This is a genomic window from Paenibacillus plantarum (assembly GCF_013141695.1).
GTDB lineage: Bacteria > Bacillota > Bacilli > Paenibacillales > NBRC-103111 > Paenibacillus_E > Paenibacillus_E plantarum.
Window position 1 is genome coordinate 1 of the sequence record NZ_WHNY01000059.1, and the last position, 18,181, is coordinate 18,181.

Below are 18,181 nucleotides of genomic sequence, written 5' to 3' on the forward strand. Positions count from 1 at the left end.
GTCCCGATGGAGATCAAATCTTCCAAATCTTCCCCTGTGTTATCGAATTTTTTTACTATATGGGCGACCAATCTCAAATTGTGTTCTATCAACTTGTTCCTAGAGTGATCATTACCTTCTGCCATAAGCCTCAGATGCCGTTCTTCTTCTTCCTCGGTAAGAGGCTGTGGAAACGCATTATTTTTGACATAGGATACAAGTAAGGTTAGCTGCTTAATTAATACGGCTATTGCGCTAAACAATCCAGGCATTCCAGCCACCCCCTTCAGTGTTAGCGGATCTTAGCTGTTCGGAAGTCTCCGCTTTGAGCTTAGTATTAGTGTATGTGGGTGGGAGCCTAGAAGTGCCTGTACCTAATAACTTACACGAAGAAGTCATCTGGTGTTAAATAAAGCGATCCCCCATTCATCCGAAATGAAAGGGGGATCGCTTTATTGTTTAATCTTTATTGTTTAATCTTTATTGTTTAAGCTTTCTTATTTAGCAAATAGCTTTTCAGCTGCATCTAGTGCCATTTTATTGCCAATCGCAGAATAATCGAGCCATGGCTGGTCGGCAATTGGGTAAACATGCCCCGCTTTAACCGCTTTAAGTCCCTTCCAAATGGGATTGGAAGATAACTGTTCGAAGAGCTTCTTGGCCGCATCATCGTTATTTACAATGACAAAGATGGCATCTGCATCATAGTCAGGTAGGACTTCTTGAGATATCGTTTCGTAAGCCTTGTCGATCTTCTCTACACCTTTTGCCGGCTTCAGACCTAAATCTGTGAACAGGATTGGCCCTAGTGGACGCTTCATCCCCATCACACGTAGTTCTTTGGCTGTAATACGAACCGCCATCACGGTTCCGTCGCCAATCTTCGCTTTAATGAGACCTTTCACATTCGTTGCTTGCTTCTCGTAATCCTTAATGTACGTATCGGCCAGCTGCTCACGGTTCAAGAGTTTGCCAATTTTGATCAATTGATCGCGCCACGTGCCATCGTCTAGGTTAAACACTTCGGATTTGGCAATTTTCTCATACTTGGCGACATCATTGCCTGCGAATTGTTGATCCAAATAGATGAGATCTGGCTTCAAGGCCAGCACAGCTTCCATATCAGGTTCGGCCACAACGCCTAGTTTCTTGGTATTCTGCAAACGGTCAGCGACATGCGGCAAGAAGGCCTTAAGATCGCCCCCCATGACAGATCCCACTGGTGTAATGCCTAGCGCAAGCAAGTCGTTCGTTAAATGAATAGACATGGATGCAATACGCGGCTGCGGCAGCTCAGTCGGTTTCATTGAACTTGCAACAACCGGCGATGGCGCAGCTGAGGCTGTTGTTGCAGCATCTTTCGGTGCTGCTGTTTGCCCGCATGCCGTCAGAACGAAAAGCGAACTTACCATAGTTAGAATAGCCATATTTTTCTTTTTCATCATACAAACCCCTTTATAATGACATTATTTCGTTCTTGCCAGTAAAAATAAAAAGTAAGGTGCCCCGACTGCGGCGACAACTATACCTGCTGGAATGGCGTTAGGCTGAAAGATCGAGCGTCCTATCGTATCCGAGGTAACGAGAATAACTAGTCCGATCAAGCCTGATATCGGCAGAACATACTGATGCTGTGGGCCCACCAATCGACGGGCCAGATGGGGTGCAACCAAACCTAAGAAACCAATACCACCCGTCATAGCTACACTGGCACTAGACAAAGCAACTGCGGTCATCAGCAACAGCAATCGTTCACGATTTACTGCAACGCCAAGGCCGGACGTCATTTCATCTACGAGTGAAAATGTATTCAAAATTCGCCATTTACTTAATGCCAGAGGAATGAGAATCGCAATCCAAGGAAGCAGCGCAACCACATGAACCCAATCTCTCCCCCATACATTGCCTATCAGCCATCTAGCTGTAAAGCTATACGTTGCTTCATCTAAGCGAAGTGACAAGAACAAGGTAACAGCGCTGAAGCCTGCGGCAATCGCGATTCCGACAAGAATCAATCGTATGGGCACAATCCCTTTATGTCGGTCATAGGCCAAAGCTATAATCAGAATAGCGGTTATGACACCTCCGGCAAACGTGAATAACGGAATTAGCAAAGCCAGTGTGCCCTTCATGGAGTGAAAAAAGCTGACGAAAACAATTAAGCCTAGCGCTGCACCCGAATGAAGCCCAAGAATGCCAGGATCAGCAAGTCCATTGCGCGTAATTCCTTGAAGGATAGCGCCGGATACACCTAACCCGATACCAGCTAGAATCGTAATGAGGATACGCGGCAAGCGATATTCGAATAGGACCAGTTGACTATCTGGGCTGCCATAGCCTGCGAAGGTTTGCCATACCTCGAACGGCGAAAGTCGGATCGAGCCTGTATTGAGGCTAATCAGGATCACAGCTACACTTAGGAGAATCAAACAAAGACCGACCAAGATACTCTTTCTCTTGCGTTGGATAGAACTGTGCGAATTCATTACAGACTCCTCCTTTCTTTCCGCGCCAAATACAGGAAGAAAGGTACGCCTACCAGCGCAATCATCAAAGAGATGGCGAACTCTTTGGGCGGATGAACCATCCGAGCTCCTAGATCAGCAAGCACGAGCAGCATAGCTCCGAGCAAAGCAGACAAAGGAATACTGAAACGATAGTCCACGCCAACGATCTTTCTCGCAATATGAGGAATGACAAGTCCCACGAATCCGATGGAGCCTACCGCTGAAACACCCACACCAGCAAGAATAATAGCCAGACCAATACCTACCAATCGAATTCTATCTGTTTTGACCCCTAAGTTGGTGGAAACCTCTTCGCCTAAAGCTATCAGGGAGACGGAGCGGCTGATCATCACAGCCCCAGCAATCGTAAGAAGAATGACGGGCACCAGCAGCTTCAAATTCTGCCATTTCACACCGGCAACGCCCCCGGCATACCAGAACGCAAGATCCTGACTAAGATTAAAGTAGATCGCGATACCAGAGCTGAGTGAATGCAGCAAAGCAGCTACAACAGAACCCGCAATCGTTAGACGGAGCGGAGTAAGCCCGCCTGGAGTAGATGCGCTAAGCAAGAAGATGAAACCTGCACTGAGCACGGCCCCTAGAAATGACACCAGGATAAGGCTTGAATAGGGGAGATTCGGGAAAAAAGCGAAACTTAAGGCAACCATAAAGGCTGCGCCTGCATTAATTCCCAGAATCCCAGAATCAGCTAATGGGTTGCGTGTTATTCCTTGCATCAAAGCACCTGCAACAGCAAACCCAGCTCCTATAATGGCCGCACCAAGAACGCGTGGCAAACGTAATTCATGAATAATCTGATGCGTTGTTACCTCAGGATTATAATGAAATACGGCAGTCCATACGGTTTCCAATGTCAAACTTTTGGCTCCGTACGAAATCGCTATAAACATGACGATGAGTAAGGCGATTATCGTGATAAAGCAAATCAAACCATAGGTAATTCCTTTCATGCTTGCAAGACCCAGCTTCATTGGATATGATCCATGCCTCTCAATAATATTGATAATCATTATCAATAAACTAATTATAAAAATCTCTACCGTTTACGTCCATGACATATTCATAGATATTATCCTTGGATTATTTTCAGATTGGCATTCGTACGCTGATTCTGCGAGTTTCCACTTAGTAGGGATACCGCCTTATCCAGCAGCTGCCCAATCGCTTGTGGTGCGTAGACCATCCACTCATCCCACTGCAGGATGAAATACCGCCCCTGCCTAATCGCCGGATGACGCAGCCAAACGGGATCCGTCATGATCTGCTGATGCAGATCTGATGCCGAATGCGCTGTTGAGTTCATGAAGATGACATAGTCCGACTCATACGCGTTCATTTCCTCCGGCGTCACCGATAGCCAATTGAAATTCGTACCTGCTCTGTGCTGATTGATTTCTTGAGCAACACGACTAGGAGGCTTCAACTGTAATGAACGATAAAAGATATGACCTACATTTCGAGCACCATATAATCTCATCCCTGTTTTCATCAAGCGGCAAATAGCCACCGTCGGATTTCCAAATGTCTTGTTCACTCTTTTCTGAGCCAACTCTTCCTTACAAGCGTGACGTTCCATCCATTCTTTCGCCTCTGGCCTGCGACCAACAAGGTGAGCAATTTCTTTGAGTTGATCATAGACATCCTGTGAAGCCCATGGCACAGAAATAATAGGCGCAATGTCGCCAATATGCTCTCTCGCTTTCAAAACAACGTTCTCTTTACATAGAATCAATTCTGGTTTTGCCTCAATAAAAGTTTGTCTGCCTATTTCCCAAGATTCCGTTGCATGAAGTGGCAAAGTAAGCGATTGGCTTTCATCAGGCAAGTATTTGACACGATGAAATTGCGCTGCTGACGGAATAATGCCTAGGGTCAGTAAGTGATCCGTATAGGGATACGAGAGTGAAACAATATTGGTTAATATCTCTTTCGCATAATGCGTTGGTGCATAACCACAATTCTCTTTAAATCGGCGGCTAAAATAAAACTCATCACGGTACCCCACCCGTCCACTCAATTCTCGGATCTGAGGTGCAGAAACAAGAAGAATTTCCTTGGCTTTATTCATCCGCAATTGCGTGAGAAAATCAATCGGTGATTTATTCATTTTTTGCTTAAAACGCTGCGAATAATACGCTGGATGCATGCCTGCAATCTCTGCGAGCTTATCTAAATTAATGTCTGTATGGTAAGCATCCTGCATGTAGGTAATCGTCAACTGAATGGAATCCTCAGCATCCTTCAATGTTGTTATAGCCGGAGACTGTTCTTTCAGGATCATTTCTACTAAGGCGTATAAATACTGCTGCCGCAAGTGCTCCCTTACACTTGAATCTCCACTCACAGAAGCAAGAAGTTGTATTTTCCGTTGAAAAAGGAGTAAATCGGTTTGAATTTGGCCTTGTAAAGGAAAATCGAGCTCTCGGTCATACACTTTACGTGTTTGTGTTTGCTCTACCATTCGAAATATATCGAATTCCAATTGGTAGATCATACCATTCTCATTGCCCGCCAAATTTAATGCTTGTACACTCATACCTGGGAGCAGTAAACATAACGTTTTGCCATGAACTTGAACGTCAGTCTGATTGATTTGAAGCTGGCCTCTCGTCTTAACAAAGAAAAGGAGTGTATGATGGACAACTTTCTCCGCAGTTCGTTTCCATCCCGTTATTTCAGTTATACTTTCAAGCTTGATTAGCTCTAATAATGTCCCTTGTAAGTACACGTCGTGGTTCGTGTCGTGATTCACTCCGAATCCCTCCATGTTTAAATGATAATCATTCTCACAATACTATATCACAAATATCCCCTTCCATCTATTCACCCATGCTCCCATCCTAAGATGAAATTCAATTGAGTGTCCATGAAAAGGGGATATTGTTTTGAATTAATTATGTTAATCAATCATATACACGTTCCATTTACCACTAGCGTTTGGCCGAACACAGATGGCACTATTATTTATTTCCCGTTCTTCTTTTTCAACGGAATCACTCACACGATAGTCGACACCCATACAGTATTCGCCCCCTTCACTCTGCATGATGGAACCATCAATTCCTGTAAAGGCGTAAGAGTAACGATCGTTCGTCAAACGATCAAGCATTTCATTCATCATCGCGCTTGGTACTACCAATTGGGCAAGTTCTTCACGGTTTTTGGATGCCCAGGCATGTACAAAGGCAAGAATGGCATCTTTCTCAGCGCCAATGTTGGATAGCTGATCGAGTTCCTTCTGTGGAAAGAAAACACCTGGTGAAACCGGTTGAAATGATTTCAAGCCATATGGATCATCGCTACAATCTCCGATGGTTGCCACAATCGAGCCATCCTGATACATCAGCTCAAAGATTTCAGAAGATACGTAATAAAAACGAATCCGATTTAATTTTTCCTGATGATCTGCTTCGTTTCTCCATTTTTCAGATAATACAACTAAGTATTTTTCAGCTTCTAATAGTTGTATCTTCACGCCAAATTCAACTCTGTAAGGTTCCTTCCCACAAAACCTGACATTCCTTTCCCTCGCCGTGTTTTTTTCTAAATTAGGAAGCCCTAATTCACGAATGGTTTTATTTAATGCATGATTCTCTGAAAATGTCACTTTTTGCACTGACAGAGGCTGCATGTTAGTAGGCGGCATCTTAGCCCGATCATCCCAAACGGATAACAAAAAAATAATCAAAAAAATCATGATCAACATATACTTTTTCAATGTATTGCTCCTTTACACTATGATCTTCACTCATCTGGCTTACATACAACATTTCAAATAATTACCATTTTCTAGTAAGTACTTATACTATAGTAGAAAAAAAATTATGTTCAACCGATTGGCTGAACATAATTTCTGGAATATTCATAGCTCTGATGTTTTATAACGCAACCTCGCGTCCGAGACGTGCCGACTCATAAATCGCTTCCAGAATTTTAATCATATCCACGCCCTGAGAGGGTGTGAAATCAGGCTCTGTTTCCCGAAGCAGTACATCAATAAAATGCTCCAAGTTCGCTGGATGTCCACCTTTTCCTTGAGGTAACAACGGCTGCGTATTACAAAGTGCGCCTTGCAGCTCAGAAAACACTTTTAATTCATTTCCATCTAAGCTAAAGCCTGCCTGTGTTCCACGGAGTTCCACGAAGTTGCGCTCCTGCTCAATATTCGACGCCCAGCTGAATTCGATCTGCAGGGTCGCTCCATTATCGAACCGAATATAACCATTTGCCAGATCTTCTACGTCAAAATGACCCTCAGATTGGCTCTCGCCAAACTGGCTATGTACCGAATCCGCCAAGTCGGAATTAGCAAACTTGCAGTAGGTGGCTCCACTGACCGTAACCGGTTTCGGATTGCCCATAATCCAGACTGCAAGGTCAATCATATGGACGCCAAGATCAATGAGCGGCCCGCCGCCTGATAATTCCTTCGTGGTAAACCAGCCCCCCTTGCCGGGTATGCCTCTTCTTCGGATCCATCCGCAGCGTCCTGCGTACAGCTCTCCGAAATACCCACTTTGACTGGCCTGCTTTAGCCACTTGGCCTCAGGCCGATAGCGATTATTTCTCATGACCATTAGATGGCGACCATTTCGCTCTGCTGCTTCCTTCATCTTTATCGCTTCCGCTACACTCACGGCATCGGGCTTTTCACAGAAGACATGCTTGCCCGCATTAATTGCTGCTATAGCATACTCCGAGTGATACAGATTCGGTGTACAGATGAAGACGGCATCAATTTCCTTCTCCTGTTCGAGAAGTTCGTAAAAATCACCATAAACAGGGACCTCAGATTCGTCTGCGTAGGCTTTCGCTTTGGAAGGAATAATATCACATAGAGCCAATAGCTTAATTTCTTTGTTTTCCTGGATAAGCGGCCAATAAAAGGCTTTAAAAATGCCTCCTGTGCCGATAACAGCTATTTTCAACATTGTCATGATAGCGATAGCTCCTTTTCATTATGCGTCTTTGCCTGGTGTCGGTTCGAGTGCCGGAAACTGTCCATTTTGTGCTGGAAAAGGTACAAGCCCAGACTCTGGCGCAGCCCAGCGTACGCTATTGGCGATGACTTGGCGAATAGCTGGCTGATAGTAAGTTGGAAACGTTTCATGCCCCGGCCGGAAATAAAAGATTTTCCCAAGCCCGCGTCGGAACGTGCACCCGCTTCTGAATACTTCACCGCCTTGAAACCAGCTGAGGAATATGAGCTCATCCGGCTCTGGTATATCAAAGTATTCTCCATACATCTCTTCCTTTTCCAGTTCAAAATAGCGAGGAAGCCCTTGTGCGATAGGATGCCCTGGGTTCACAACCCAGAGCCGCTCCTTCTCGTTTGCCACTCTCCAAAGCAAGTCGCAGGTCGTTCCCATCAGCCTTTTAAATATTTTGGAAAAATGGCCTGAATGCAGCACGATGAGTCCCATGCCAGCCAGCACTCGCTGCTGAACACGGTTCACAATTTCGTCCTGAACTTCGTTGTGTGCCATATGTCCCCACCAGATCAAGACATCGGTGTCATCTAACACAGCTTGTGTTAATCCATGCTCGGGCTCATCTAGTGTAGCTGCTCGCGCATTAATGCCATGCTCGCTCAATCCTTCCGCAATCGCACCATGGATTCCCCTCGGATATAGATTCGCGACAATTTCATTAATTTGCTCATGTCTGCCTTCATTCCAAATCGTTACTTTCACGACTCAAAACCTCCCAATACAAAACTTATTTAACCTTATCTCATTGGCTTACCGTGACATCATCGATAATGATTTTCGATGTGGCATAGACACGTGCGCCTATCTTGCCACTGCCTAATGCGTTGTCTGATATATTCAGCTGTAGGACGCCATCTTGATAGGCCTGAATAGAGCTCCCATTAACTACAACTTTGTACGTGTAGTCTGTATTAGCGGCTGTGCTCGGCCCGGCATAACCCAACGGTGTTTGCACGCCACCTACAATTTTGTAGATTTCCATTTTTCTGCCTGAGGGATGATTGTTATTTCGAATCGCCAACACGTAATAGTTATTGGGATCCGTATACCTGAACACCAAACCAGCATCATTATTGCCACCCGAATTCGTCATGACCCTTACCTTGGCCTGCAGGGTATAATTCATCCAAGCTAAGCTGCCTGCGGTGGATAAGCTTGTGCCATAGCCGGCTGTACCATTATATTCCGAATTTACGACAGACCATGTTCCGCTTGTAGGCGTCCAATTATCTGCTAGACCACCCGAGAAATCATCGGAGAACAACTTGGTTATGACAGTAGGTCCAGAATTCAGTGTTGATCTTACCGCATCAGAAGTCGTATCTGTTGTATTAAAATAATAGGAATGCGTGCCTGCCGGCAGCTTTGTAGTGTAACTATAGGTTTTACCATCTGTGTAAGTCACATCGCTTGGAGTCGTTTCCTGCATGTTATGAATAACGCCATCCACAATCACTTCCATCGCAAAAGGTTTCTGGATATCTGCATCTGTGTAGGTGGCAGTAAAAGTAAAGGGTGTTGTTGAATCACCCAAGGCTGGCGTCACATTCGTTGAAGTCAAGATCGGTGCCGTTCCACTCGCGACGTTCGTAGCCTGGATATCGTCCAGAAGCATTTCACCATACACGCCTGTTGCTTGTTTAAGCCATATAACGAGATGAGCCGTTTTCTTATTCAGTGTCGGGAATGCATTCAGGTCATAGCTTCTAGTCGTCCAAGTGGTTGGCACAGACACGAAGCCGCTGGTCAGGCTGAAGCTATTCTTACCATCTTCAATCGTCAGATTGATTTGGCTATTGGCGTAGCCTGGATTCTTCATTGTATAAGTCAGAAAACGATATCCTGACAAATCAACCGTATCATGCCAAGGTTCAAACTTGGCCTGTGAGGCGCTCGTCGCAGGAGTCTGGCTGAATTGTGCAACATCGTAGGTGTTGTTAATATTCACCCTATCAAATTTACCTGTACCTCCAGATTGATTCCACCAGTTAACCCAATCTAGCTTCTGAACCCCAAACAACCCTTTTCTATTAAAATCATCATAAAGCAGCGGATGTGCTGGGTCAGGGAGCGGTGGTGCAACTGTGTAATGCGTAGAACTATAGGTTTCGTTTCCGAGTGAATCCGTCCCTCTTACATTCACTCGTTTACTCGTATAAGGAGCCAATGAACTGACATCCACTGTGGTGCTGTAAACGCCTCCACCCACCGTCATAGGACTATAGTTGGCACCATAAACAAGATCACTAACTGTCGAATATACGGAGCTCAATTCCGTCGTAGGTTGTGCAAACAAAGTGACATTTCCGCGAACATAATCGCCAATAATTGGCGAAGTAATGGGCAATTTAGCTGGAACTACGCCGCCTGAAGTGCTTTCAGCATTGAGATCCGTTAGACCCATAATGGTATACAGAAGCCCCACTTGAATACTGATACTGGATTCGTTGTATCTCCATTGGTTGCCATCATCCGCAAAGAGTCCTCTGTCTACATACCATGGGCTTACACTTGTTTTATCTTTGGTATCTTTCATATTCGGTCCACTGACCATTTCACCAGGAATAACAACGCCTGTGTTTGCCGTATTATAAGAGTTCTCGTCTAGACGTGTATGCAAGAAATCTACATAATCTGTACCGATCCCAGAGACCCAGCTTATATTCCACGGGTTTTCACCAAATATCCAATAAGCTCCCTTGGTCACAGCACGAAGAACCGCGGGATCTCCGAACAATTCATAATACCGCACCATATCACCCAAAAATCCAGCGTGTGGCTCATTCACACCAAACGGTCCAAATTCGTTAAGTACGCCATACGGGGTATCATCTGTAGATGACAAGAAATAATCGACTTGTTGTTTGAGAAGCGTATGAATAATCGTCTGTGTTGCAGGATCTGCAACAGGATAAAACTCAGCCATAGACATGGGCCGCATATCCCAATAATTGGTGGATTTAATATCTTTGAATGTTAGTGTGCTAATACGCGCGGTTGCTGAAGTTTTATAGGCAGTATCGTTAGTTAATAGATATAACTCCACTTCGGCCCACAGTAACGTGTTCGGTACGCCGCCAATTGTTTCATAACTCCCCTGTGCAAGATAGGGGTTAGCAACGACAAAGTTATAGAACGTTATCGCAGCAGTTTGACATGAGGCAGCAAAAGTAGTGAACTCCGCGACTTGACTCGCTGGAATATATCCCCCTGCAAGTGCGCTTTGAATGGCACGCGCTGTAGCTGCAAGAGCACCAGCTGCTTTGGCTGAGCCGCCGATTCCAATAGCACCATATTTTCGATCATCTGGTGTGTTAATAATATTGTCCGTTTCTTTTTCTGGATGGATGAACCCGGCATTATTCGGCAGGTTATACATGGCTCCACCGAACGCATTTGCAAATTTGACCAAATACTCGCTGCCGAATCTGGCTTCATCAATCAAATCAGGAACACCGTTGTGATCATTATCGTATCTGACATTCGCGTTCGATGCATGGCGAAGATAAGCTAAGGCAATTTCACCAGCAACCCACTGATTCCCTCCATACTTACCGTAATCCCCAGCATCATACCAGGAGCCCGACAAATCATAATGCGATTTGCCATCTGGAGATAAGCCATCATCCAAATGTCCGGCAGGATGGAAAACCTTCTCTGAAGGAGCTGTATCACTGCTGTAGCCAACTGGATAAGAAACGCGAGTATCCACAGCCGAACGCTGCAATCGATAGAATGCCGTCATCTCATCCTTATATTGGTTCCAAATATTCGTTTGGATTTGGAAGGGATAGGAAGAAATGTTATTCGTTTTAATTGTATAGTTGGTACCTACTGTGGTAACGCCAGAAAAATCTATCGAGTACACATGTTTATTCCAGGTAACACCCTCATAGGTCATATTGCCTGATGCAACTACCGTTGAACCGTTTAAGACCTGATAGGAAGTATCACTTAGTTCATCATTGGCCGTTACTTTGGCATTCTTGAAAGCAGCTGCGCTATAGCCTGCTTGACTAATGACGACATCATTGACCAAACTGCCTGTGTACGTATCTGCGTTAATTTTATCGATAGCAACCGTATATCCGCTTGAGCTTGCATTCTTTTGCCCCGTAACCCTGACCTTGACTGTATGCAGCTGATTGGGAAGATTCGGACTTGTATACAGCAAGGCTGATTCCACGCGACTGGCAGAGTACGTATCAATATTGATTTCCACTCCACCATCAATGGATACTGCGGCGATCCCATATGTGGCTGCGGTCACACCGTATAAACGTGCCTTGGTACCGACGAATCGAAAAGTAAGCGTATCATCAGCAATGGCGGATACATGGTTATCTGCTTGATAATTCCCTGCTGGGGCAGCGACATAGGACCAACCAGAACCTGCATATGCCATTTGGTTATTGCCGGTTCCTATCGTATTATCATTGATGTCAATTGTTTGTGCAGCGCTTACAACCGTAGGACCTGACACAGGTGACGTTGTCACTACATCGGAGTTGTTATCCGTTGTACGAAAATAATAGGAATGGCTTCCCACAAGCAGCTTTAAAAAGTAGTAATAGGCCTTACCGTCTGTGTATGTGATATCTGCCATATTTACTGCAGTCATATCATAAACAGTGTCATTATCAATGACTAACTGTACGGCAAAGGGTTTATCGTTATCCACATCTGTATAGGTTGCCACAAACGTATACACCGTGTTTTCATTATGAATGGCACCCGAATTTGACGTCATTCCAGTCGCAGTCAATGTTGGAGCCGTACCGCTGTAAGTATCCGTCGCTTGGATATTATCGATTAGCATCTCACCATAAACACCAGTAGCTTGATTAAGCCAGACGACAATATGAGCACTGGATTTTACTAAATTCGGGAAGAGATTTAAATCATAGGCATAAGGCGTCCAGCTAGTTGGCACGCTTACGAATCCATTCGTCAAGCTGTAGGAATGAGTGCCATCCTCAATCGAAATATTGATGCGACTTCCCGTGTATCCTGGATTTTTCATGGATAAATTGAGATAGCGATAGCCTTCAAGGTTCGCATTAAAATGCTGCGGTTCGAACTTGGCCTGTGAGGAGCTTGATGCGGGCGTTTGTGTAAATTTACCAACCGTAAGCGCATCTACCGTTGCTCTTGCATAAGTACCCGTACCACCCGACTGATTATACCAATTCGCCCAGGGGCTTCCACTTTTCCCGAAGCTTCCGCCTCCAATAAAATCATCAACCATTAATGGAGATCCTGGGCTTGGCAATGAGGCTACAGCTGCCCTTGTCGTCGTTGGCAATACAACGAATGTTTGAAATACAAGCGCAACAACTAAACAAAATAGTGTAATCTTCTTTAAATTCCCTTTGAAATCAACTGGGTTACCCATCATATAACCTCCATTACTATTTTGATAAACGTAACAGGGAGCCTCTTCACTTACCAGTAACGCAACCTCCTTCTAGATATAAATCGAGTTGGCGCAATAAACATCTACGCCAACTCATCTGAAACTTAGTTATTTATTTCCGCCAGCAGCCAACCAGGCATCAACCTGCTTTTGCTTCTCTCCGATAACTTTATCCACACCTGCTTGCTTAAGCTTGTCAAGATACTTAGGCAGATAGACCTCAGGATCTAATGTCCCCGTACTTAATCCAGCATTAAATTCTGCATTTACGTTAGCTATCGCAGCTATTTCTGTTTTGACAGGCTCTTGGTCGAAATTAAAGCCCATTAACTTACTTGAAATGGCAGAAGCGTTAAATGATTTGAATTGATCCCATTTCGTTGTGTTCTGTCCTTTATAGAAGTAGTTCAAATATTGATTGGCGAATACCCAGTAAACGCCAGGGTAATAACCAGAATTTTGAGCATCTACACCTTGAGCAAAATCAATGACATTATCCGATACTTTGACAAAGTGTTTACCTTCAATCCCATTGTTGACCAAGTTGTTAAGATATTTATCCGTATTAAGCAATTCCAGGAACATCATCGCTCTTTCTGGATTTTTGGAAGTACGGGAGATGGCCTGCATCGAGCCTTGTGTATCATTGCCATTAATGGAAGCTGGGCGCAAGTAGATTTGTTTGTAAGGGAATCCTCCATTGGCTGCGGCTATTTCTTCATTAGCTAATGGCTTTAAGGTACCGATCGTCAAGAAAAATTTCCCGCTTTTTCTATCAGAGGTTATATCCTGTACAGTTGCTGCATCTTTACGAATGTATCCAGCCGTATAATACTTATGCCATAGGGTGAAGAGGGCTTTCGTTTCTGGCGTAGCCAGATCATTAATGACTGTTGTATTGCCGCCTGGAACCAGCTTGCCAGGAATGGTAGCATCTCCAATTGGATCATAATCCAAATTTAGCGTTAAGCTGTTGTTTTGAACCTGACCCGCCAGAATCGGATACATGTTCGGTTCCTTCTCCTTAATAATTTTCAGGAATGGTTCCAAATCATCTAACGTTTTCACCTTGGAAAGATCCATATTGTATTTCTCCGCAATATCCGCACGGTATAAGAAACCGTATTGATGAGCCAATTCCTTCTGCGTAGGTAAAGCATAGTTCTTGCCATTTACTTTCGAGCCTGCTAAGAATGCGGGATCTAAAGCTGCTTTTGTTTTTGGCGCATACTTAGTAATTAAATCCGTCATATCAATGAAAGCGCCTTTGATCACATTTTGTCTATAGTTGGACCAACCAGCTGTAAACATGATGTCTACGCTTTCACCTGAAGAGATAATGACATTTGATTTATCCGCCCAAGTTCCAAACGGTATCATATTCAGCTTAACCGTAGCGTTAATTTTATCCTTCAGGTACTTATTGATTTCCGCTTCTACGAGTGCAACATCCTTGGGAGCACCTGTTCCAGCAACGGGCATAGCCCAATTTAGTTCAACAGGGGGGAGTGATTCTTTAGCCGCTTGTGTTGCGGATGCCGTAGTTACTGGCGTAGTGGATGCCTTATCGGTTGCCTCCTCTTTGGAGCAGCCGGTTAGTGCTGCCGTTAGCATGATAGCTGGTACAAGCGTAAATCCTACGTATCTTTTTGTTTTAAACATAGTTTTCCCCTTTCAAATTGACAATTCTATACTAAAGCAACCAAGTATCCCACCCAAGCAACATTTGGTCGAATCTAGCCTTTAATAGCGCCTACCGTTAATCCCTTAATAAAATATTTTTGTAAAAACGGATAGGCTAAGATAATGGGCCCAATCGCAATAACGACCATCCCCATACGTGCGCTTTGACTAGGTAAAGTTTCCAAGGACATACTGCCTTGGCCTTTATCTGCTAAGTCGAGTATGATTTGAATCGAGCTTTGAATATTATGCAGGAGTAGCTGCAGCGGCATGAGTTTAGGATTCGTAATGAACAATAATGCCGTAAACCACTCATTCCAGTACGTAATTGTGTTAAATAAACCAATTGTGGCTAGTACAGGTTTGGAAAGATTGAGCACAATGCTGAAAAATATGCGATACTCGCCTGCTCCATCTATTTTGGCTGATTCCAAAATGGCATCTGGTACATTTGTCGCAAAAAAAGTTCGCATAATCAGGACATAAAACGGTGTAAGCAACAACGGCAGGATGAGAACAATCAAGGTATCCTTCAAATGCAGGACGTTACTGTAAACCATATAATAAGGTACAAGCCCACCGCTAAAGAGCAATGTGAAAAAGATGAGGAATGCGAAAATATTTCTCGACTTTAGATCCGGTCTTGATATGGGATAAGCATAGAGCGCTGTCACTAACAGGCTGACTAGTGTGCCCACGACCGTAACGAAGATCGAGATCCCATACGAGCGGATGATTTGGCTTGAATCATTGAAAATATAGGTGTAAGCCATCCAACTAAATTTCTCTGGGAAGAAACTGAAGCCGTTAGTAACGATCGATTGTTCATCTGTAATCGATACCATAAAAACAAGCACTAAAGGACATATACACAGGATAACGTAAAACATAAAAATAACATTTGCGACAACATTAGTCGTCTTCGAAACTGCATTTAGTTCTCTTTTTTTGTGTGATGTAAATCCCATTGCATTCGTCTCCTAGAACAAAGCAGAATCTTTATTTATTCTTTTGACAATCCAATTACTAGTAATAACCAGAATAAAGCCTGCAGTAGCTTGGTATAATCCGACGGCAGCTGCCATACTGGCATCCCCAGTCACTCTTAATGCATTATACACATACACATCAATAACATTGGTCGCCGAGTACAAGATGCCTGAATTTTGTGTGGTCTGATAGAAAAGGCCGAAATCTGCATAAAAAACTCTTCCAATCTGCAGCAGTGTGAGAATAGTCATCAGCGGAAAAAGCAGCGGGATCGTGATATAGAAGATCTGCTTTGTTTTACTAGCGCCATCAATGACAGCTGCCTCGTAGATTTCCGAATCAATGCCAGTAATTCCCGCTAAGAAAATAATACTGTAATATCCTAACGTCTTCCAAATATGCACCAGTGGCAGTATATACGGCCAATAACGCGGTTCGTTATACCAAAGAATAGGATCGAAGCCCAGTGGAGCCAGCACATTCTTGTTAATAAACCCCATATCCATACTCAAGAATGAAAATGCGAGAATACCGACAACGACCCAAGATAAGAATTGCGGCAACAGCATTGCCGACTGATAGAACTTAGCAAGCGTACGATTTCTTAATTCATTCATGAGGATAGCAGCAGGGACAGCAGTAACTAACGTAAGAATGATAAAAGCACCATTATAAAGCAGTGTATTGCGGGTGATCGTGAAAATATAAATGGATTTGGTGAAAAATTCAAAATTCTTAAATCCTACCCAATCGCTGGCAAGAAGACTGGTAAAAAAATTGTCTGACGTAAACTTAAAATCTTTAAACGCCAGCAAAATGCCAAACATCGGTAAATAATTGTTGATTAGCAGAATAATCAGCCCTGGGATGAGCATGGACAATAATACTTTATTTTTCTTAAATTCCTTCAACATACTTTTGAATCTATTCGGTCGGTTAGGCTTGCTTGTTGAGTAAGATCGGCTGTTGATTGCGTTTCCTCCTTTCTTGTTTTCGCTTACAAGTTCACTATAAACGAAACAAAAAAGAAGCAAAATAAACAAAACTATAATAAAGTCTAAAATTCTCTACACTTTTATAAATCGTTTATTCTTGTTATTTTTCTAATGGATGCTGAGGGTCAAAATATGAATTCGTATAATCGCTTTTATTCACGCCAAATGTTGTGAAGAAAGCATTCAATAATGTATTTAGTCTGTTGCTTTCAGCCTGCAAGGCCTCGTCTATCGATTTCCCATCGCCGATAGCGGAAATATAGGCTTTAGAGCGAGCCCACTCATCCATGTTCAACGGTGTATCAGGGTAAATCGAATCCCTGCTTCCTGGTAAAAATTCATTAAAGTGAGCTATTGACGGCGTGTAACGCGGGTTATCTAGCACCCCCTCCATAACGGGAATTAAACTGCCGCTCTGATATAACTTCCCGATATAATCTATCGAATATAGATATTTCCATACCTTGACCGCTTCCTGCAAGTGGGCCGTACCCGATTTCACTACATTCAATCCTGCTGCATGGATAGATACCGCGCCCTTACCGACCGTGGCTTCGCTTGTTGCAGGCGGCATAGCTACGCCCCATTCATTTTTCGGAGGATATTGTTCTGCAAATAGGGTAGGCTTCCAGCTTGCTGCATACATCATGCCAATATTGCCTTCTGCAAATTGTGCAGTCGCAAGATCATCTTTCATTGCGCCCATTCCTGGAAATAGTGCCCCGTTTTCTTCCATCGACTTATATGTCGTTAACCATGGCTTAAATCCAGCTAAATCATAGGTACCATTTTGAAAATTATAGAAGTAAACACCGCTGTAGGCACTGGTAGCCTCCATCGGCTGTACCAAGCCTCCCCATTCCTCTCCTATCGGCAGAGCAAAGCCATACTTTCTTGCACCCTTTTCAGCCTCACTGATGATAGTGGCATATTTCTTAACCTGGTCTAATGTGGTTGGCGGAGACTCGGGATTTAAACCCGCTTTACGAAACAAATCTTTATTGTAAATGAGACGATATGTAATTTGATTGGAAGGTATCGTATAAAATTTATCTTTATTACGCGAATTCTTGGCGAATTCAACAGCCCATTTCGGAAAAGGCTTAAAAAAAGACTCATCTACGTAAGCTGAAAGATCTTCTATCCAGCCTTTATACATATAGCTTGTCAGCCACTCCTTGCTTACTTCATAGACATCGGGACCTTTTCCTGAAGCATTCAACATATTCAAGGTTTCGGTGTATCGATCACGCGGTATCTTCAATAAATCGATATAGATATTATCTTGATTCGTCTCATTGAATCGATGTATGGCCTCTTCAACAAATTTGACAGAAGTGACTGACATTTGAGCGTACTGAATATGGATCTTTGCCAATTGCCCGTGATCGGTTACAGCTTCATTTCCCTGCTCCATCCGCGCTTGTTTATTCGAAAAACGGTTCGTACAGCCATAAGCAATGAAACATGCTAGAACACTTACGACACTTAGTGTTACTGTTATTTTTTTGTATTGAATTCGGATACTTACCACCCCTTGCCAATCTAGTTATTTCATCCTACAAATTTTATTATATGATTTTTTGGAATATTGTG

12 protein-coding genes and 1 pseudogene are annotated in these 18,181 nt (G+C 43.6%); all 13 read right to left on the minus strand.

Translation table 11 applies throughout. The features are described 5' to 3' along the window. Positions 1 to 251 (minus strand): annotated as a pseudogene (locus GC096_RS17650) (RNA polymerase subunit sigma-70); the annotation flags it as partial. A 225-nt stretch (positions 252 to 476) separates the two neighbouring features. Next, complete coding sequence (locus GC096_RS17655) at positions 477 to 1,421, minus strand: iron-hydroxamate ABC transporter substrate-binding protein (RefSeq protein ID WP_171632134.1); 945 nt, start codon at positions 1,419 to 1,421, stop codon at positions 477 to 479. Between the two features lie 24 nt (positions 1,422 to 1,445). Beyond that, positions 1,446 to 2,465, minus strand: a complete 1,020-nt coding sequence (locus tag GC096_RS17660) for a FecCD family ABC transporter permease (protein ID WP_171631980.1) — start codon at positions 2,463 to 2,465, stop codon at positions 1,446 to 1,448. After that, a complete protein-coding gene (locus tag GC096_RS17665; RefSeq protein ID WP_171631981.1) occupies positions 2,465 to 3,481 on the minus strand; it encodes a FecCD family ABC transporter permease in 1,017 nt (338 codons plus the stop codon). The genes GC096_RS17660 and GC096_RS17665 overlap by 1 nt, the downstream gene beginning before the upstream one ends. Before the next feature lie 98 nt (positions 3,482 to 3,579). Then, positions 3,580 to 5,262, minus strand: a complete 1,683-nt coding sequence (locus GC096_RS38745; RefSeq protein ID WP_171631982.1) for an ABC transporter substrate-binding protein — start codon at positions 5,260 to 5,262, stop codon at positions 3,580 to 3,582. 147 nt (positions 5,263 to 5,409) lie between these two features. Beyond that, the gene (locus GC096_RS17675) at positions 5,410 to 6,228 is read right to left on the minus strand and encodes a hypothetical protein (RefSeq protein ID WP_171631984.1); all 819 of its coding nucleotides are present in this window, start codon (positions 6,226 to 6,228) and stop codon (positions 5,410 to 5,412) included. Between the two features lie 160 nt (positions 6,229 to 6,388). Then, positions 6,389 to 7,447: a Gfo/Idh/MocA family protein gene (locus GC096_RS17680; protein WP_171631985.1), complete on the minus strand. Its 1,059-nt coding sequence runs from the start codon at positions 7,445 to 7,447 to the stop codon at positions 6,389 to 6,391. A 21-nt stretch (positions 7,448 to 7,468) separates the two neighbouring features. After that, complete coding sequence (locus GC096_RS17685) at positions 7,469 to 8,203, minus strand: ThuA domain-containing protein (RefSeq protein ID WP_171631987.1); 735 nt, start codon at positions 8,201 to 8,203, stop codon at positions 7,469 to 7,471. 40 nt (positions 8,204 to 8,243) lie between these two features. Continuing rightward, positions 8,244 to 12,899: a glycoside hydrolase family 9 protein gene (locus GC096_RS17690; RefSeq protein WP_171631989.1), complete on the minus strand. Its 4,656-nt coding sequence runs from the start codon at positions 12,897 to 12,899 to the stop codon at positions 8,244 to 8,246. A 126-nt stretch (positions 12,900 to 13,025) separates the two neighbouring features. Continuing rightward, entirely contained in the window at positions 13,026 to 14,579 is a 1,554-nt protein-coding gene (locus tag GC096_RS17695; protein ID WP_171631991.1) for an ABC transporter substrate-binding protein, read from the minus strand. Between the two features lie 74 nt (positions 14,580 to 14,653). Further along, positions 14,654 to 15,568 carry a carbohydrate ABC transporter permease gene (locus GC096_RS17700; protein WP_171631993.1) on the minus strand — a complete coding sequence of 305 codons (915 nt, stop codon included), beginning with the start codon at positions 15,566 to 15,568 and terminating at the stop codon, positions 14,654 to 14,656. 12 nt (positions 15,569 to 15,580) lie between these two features. Continuing rightward, positions 15,581 to 16,504, minus strand: coding sequence for an ABC transporter permease (locus GC096_RS17705; RefSeq protein WP_171631994.1), 924 nt, complete (start codon positions 16,502 to 16,504; stop codon positions 15,581 to 15,583). Between the two features lie 181 nt (positions 16,505 to 16,685). Then, on the minus strand, positions 16,686 to 18,119 hold the full coding sequence (locus GC096_RS17710; RefSeq protein WP_171631996.1) for an ABC transporter substrate-binding protein: 1,434 nt from the start codon (positions 18,117 to 18,119) through the stop codon (positions 16,686 to 16,688). Positions 18,120 to 18,181 lie beyond the last annotated feature (62 nt).

Excerpts from the sequence above, each read along its gene's own strand:
- GC096_RS17655 (WP_171632134.1), bottom strand. The coding sequence starts at position 1,421 with ATGAAAAAGAAAAATATGGCTATTCTAACTATGGTAAGTTCGCTTTTC.
- GC096_RS17660 (WP_171631980.1), bottom strand. The coding sequence starts at position 2,465 with ATGAATTCGCACAGTTCTATCCAACGCAAGAGAAAGAGTATCTTGGTC.
- GC096_RS17665 (WP_171631981.1), bottom strand. The coding sequence starts at position 3,481 with ATGAAGCTGGGTCTTGCAAGCATGAAAGGAATTACCTATGGTTTGATT.
- GC096_RS17680 (WP_171631985.1), bottom strand. The coding sequence starts at position 7,447 with ATGACAATGTTGAAAATAGCTGTTATCGGCACAGGAGGCATTTTTAAA.
- GC096_RS17690 (WP_171631989.1), bottom strand. The coding sequence starts at position 12,899 with ATGATGGGTAACCCAGTTGATTTCAAAGGGAATTTAAAGAAGATTACA.
- GC096_RS17695 (WP_171631991.1), bottom strand. The coding sequence starts at position 14,579 with ATGTTTAAAACAAAAAGATACGTAGGATTTACGCTTGTACCAGCTATC.
- GC096_RS17700 (WP_171631993.1), bottom strand. The coding sequence starts at position 15,568 with ATGGGATTTACATCACACAAAAAAAGAGAACTAAATGCAGTTTCGAAG.
- GC096_RS17705 (WP_171631994.1), bottom strand. The coding sequence starts at position 16,504 with ATGTTGAAGGAATTTAAGAAAAATAAAGTATTATTGTCCATGCTCATC.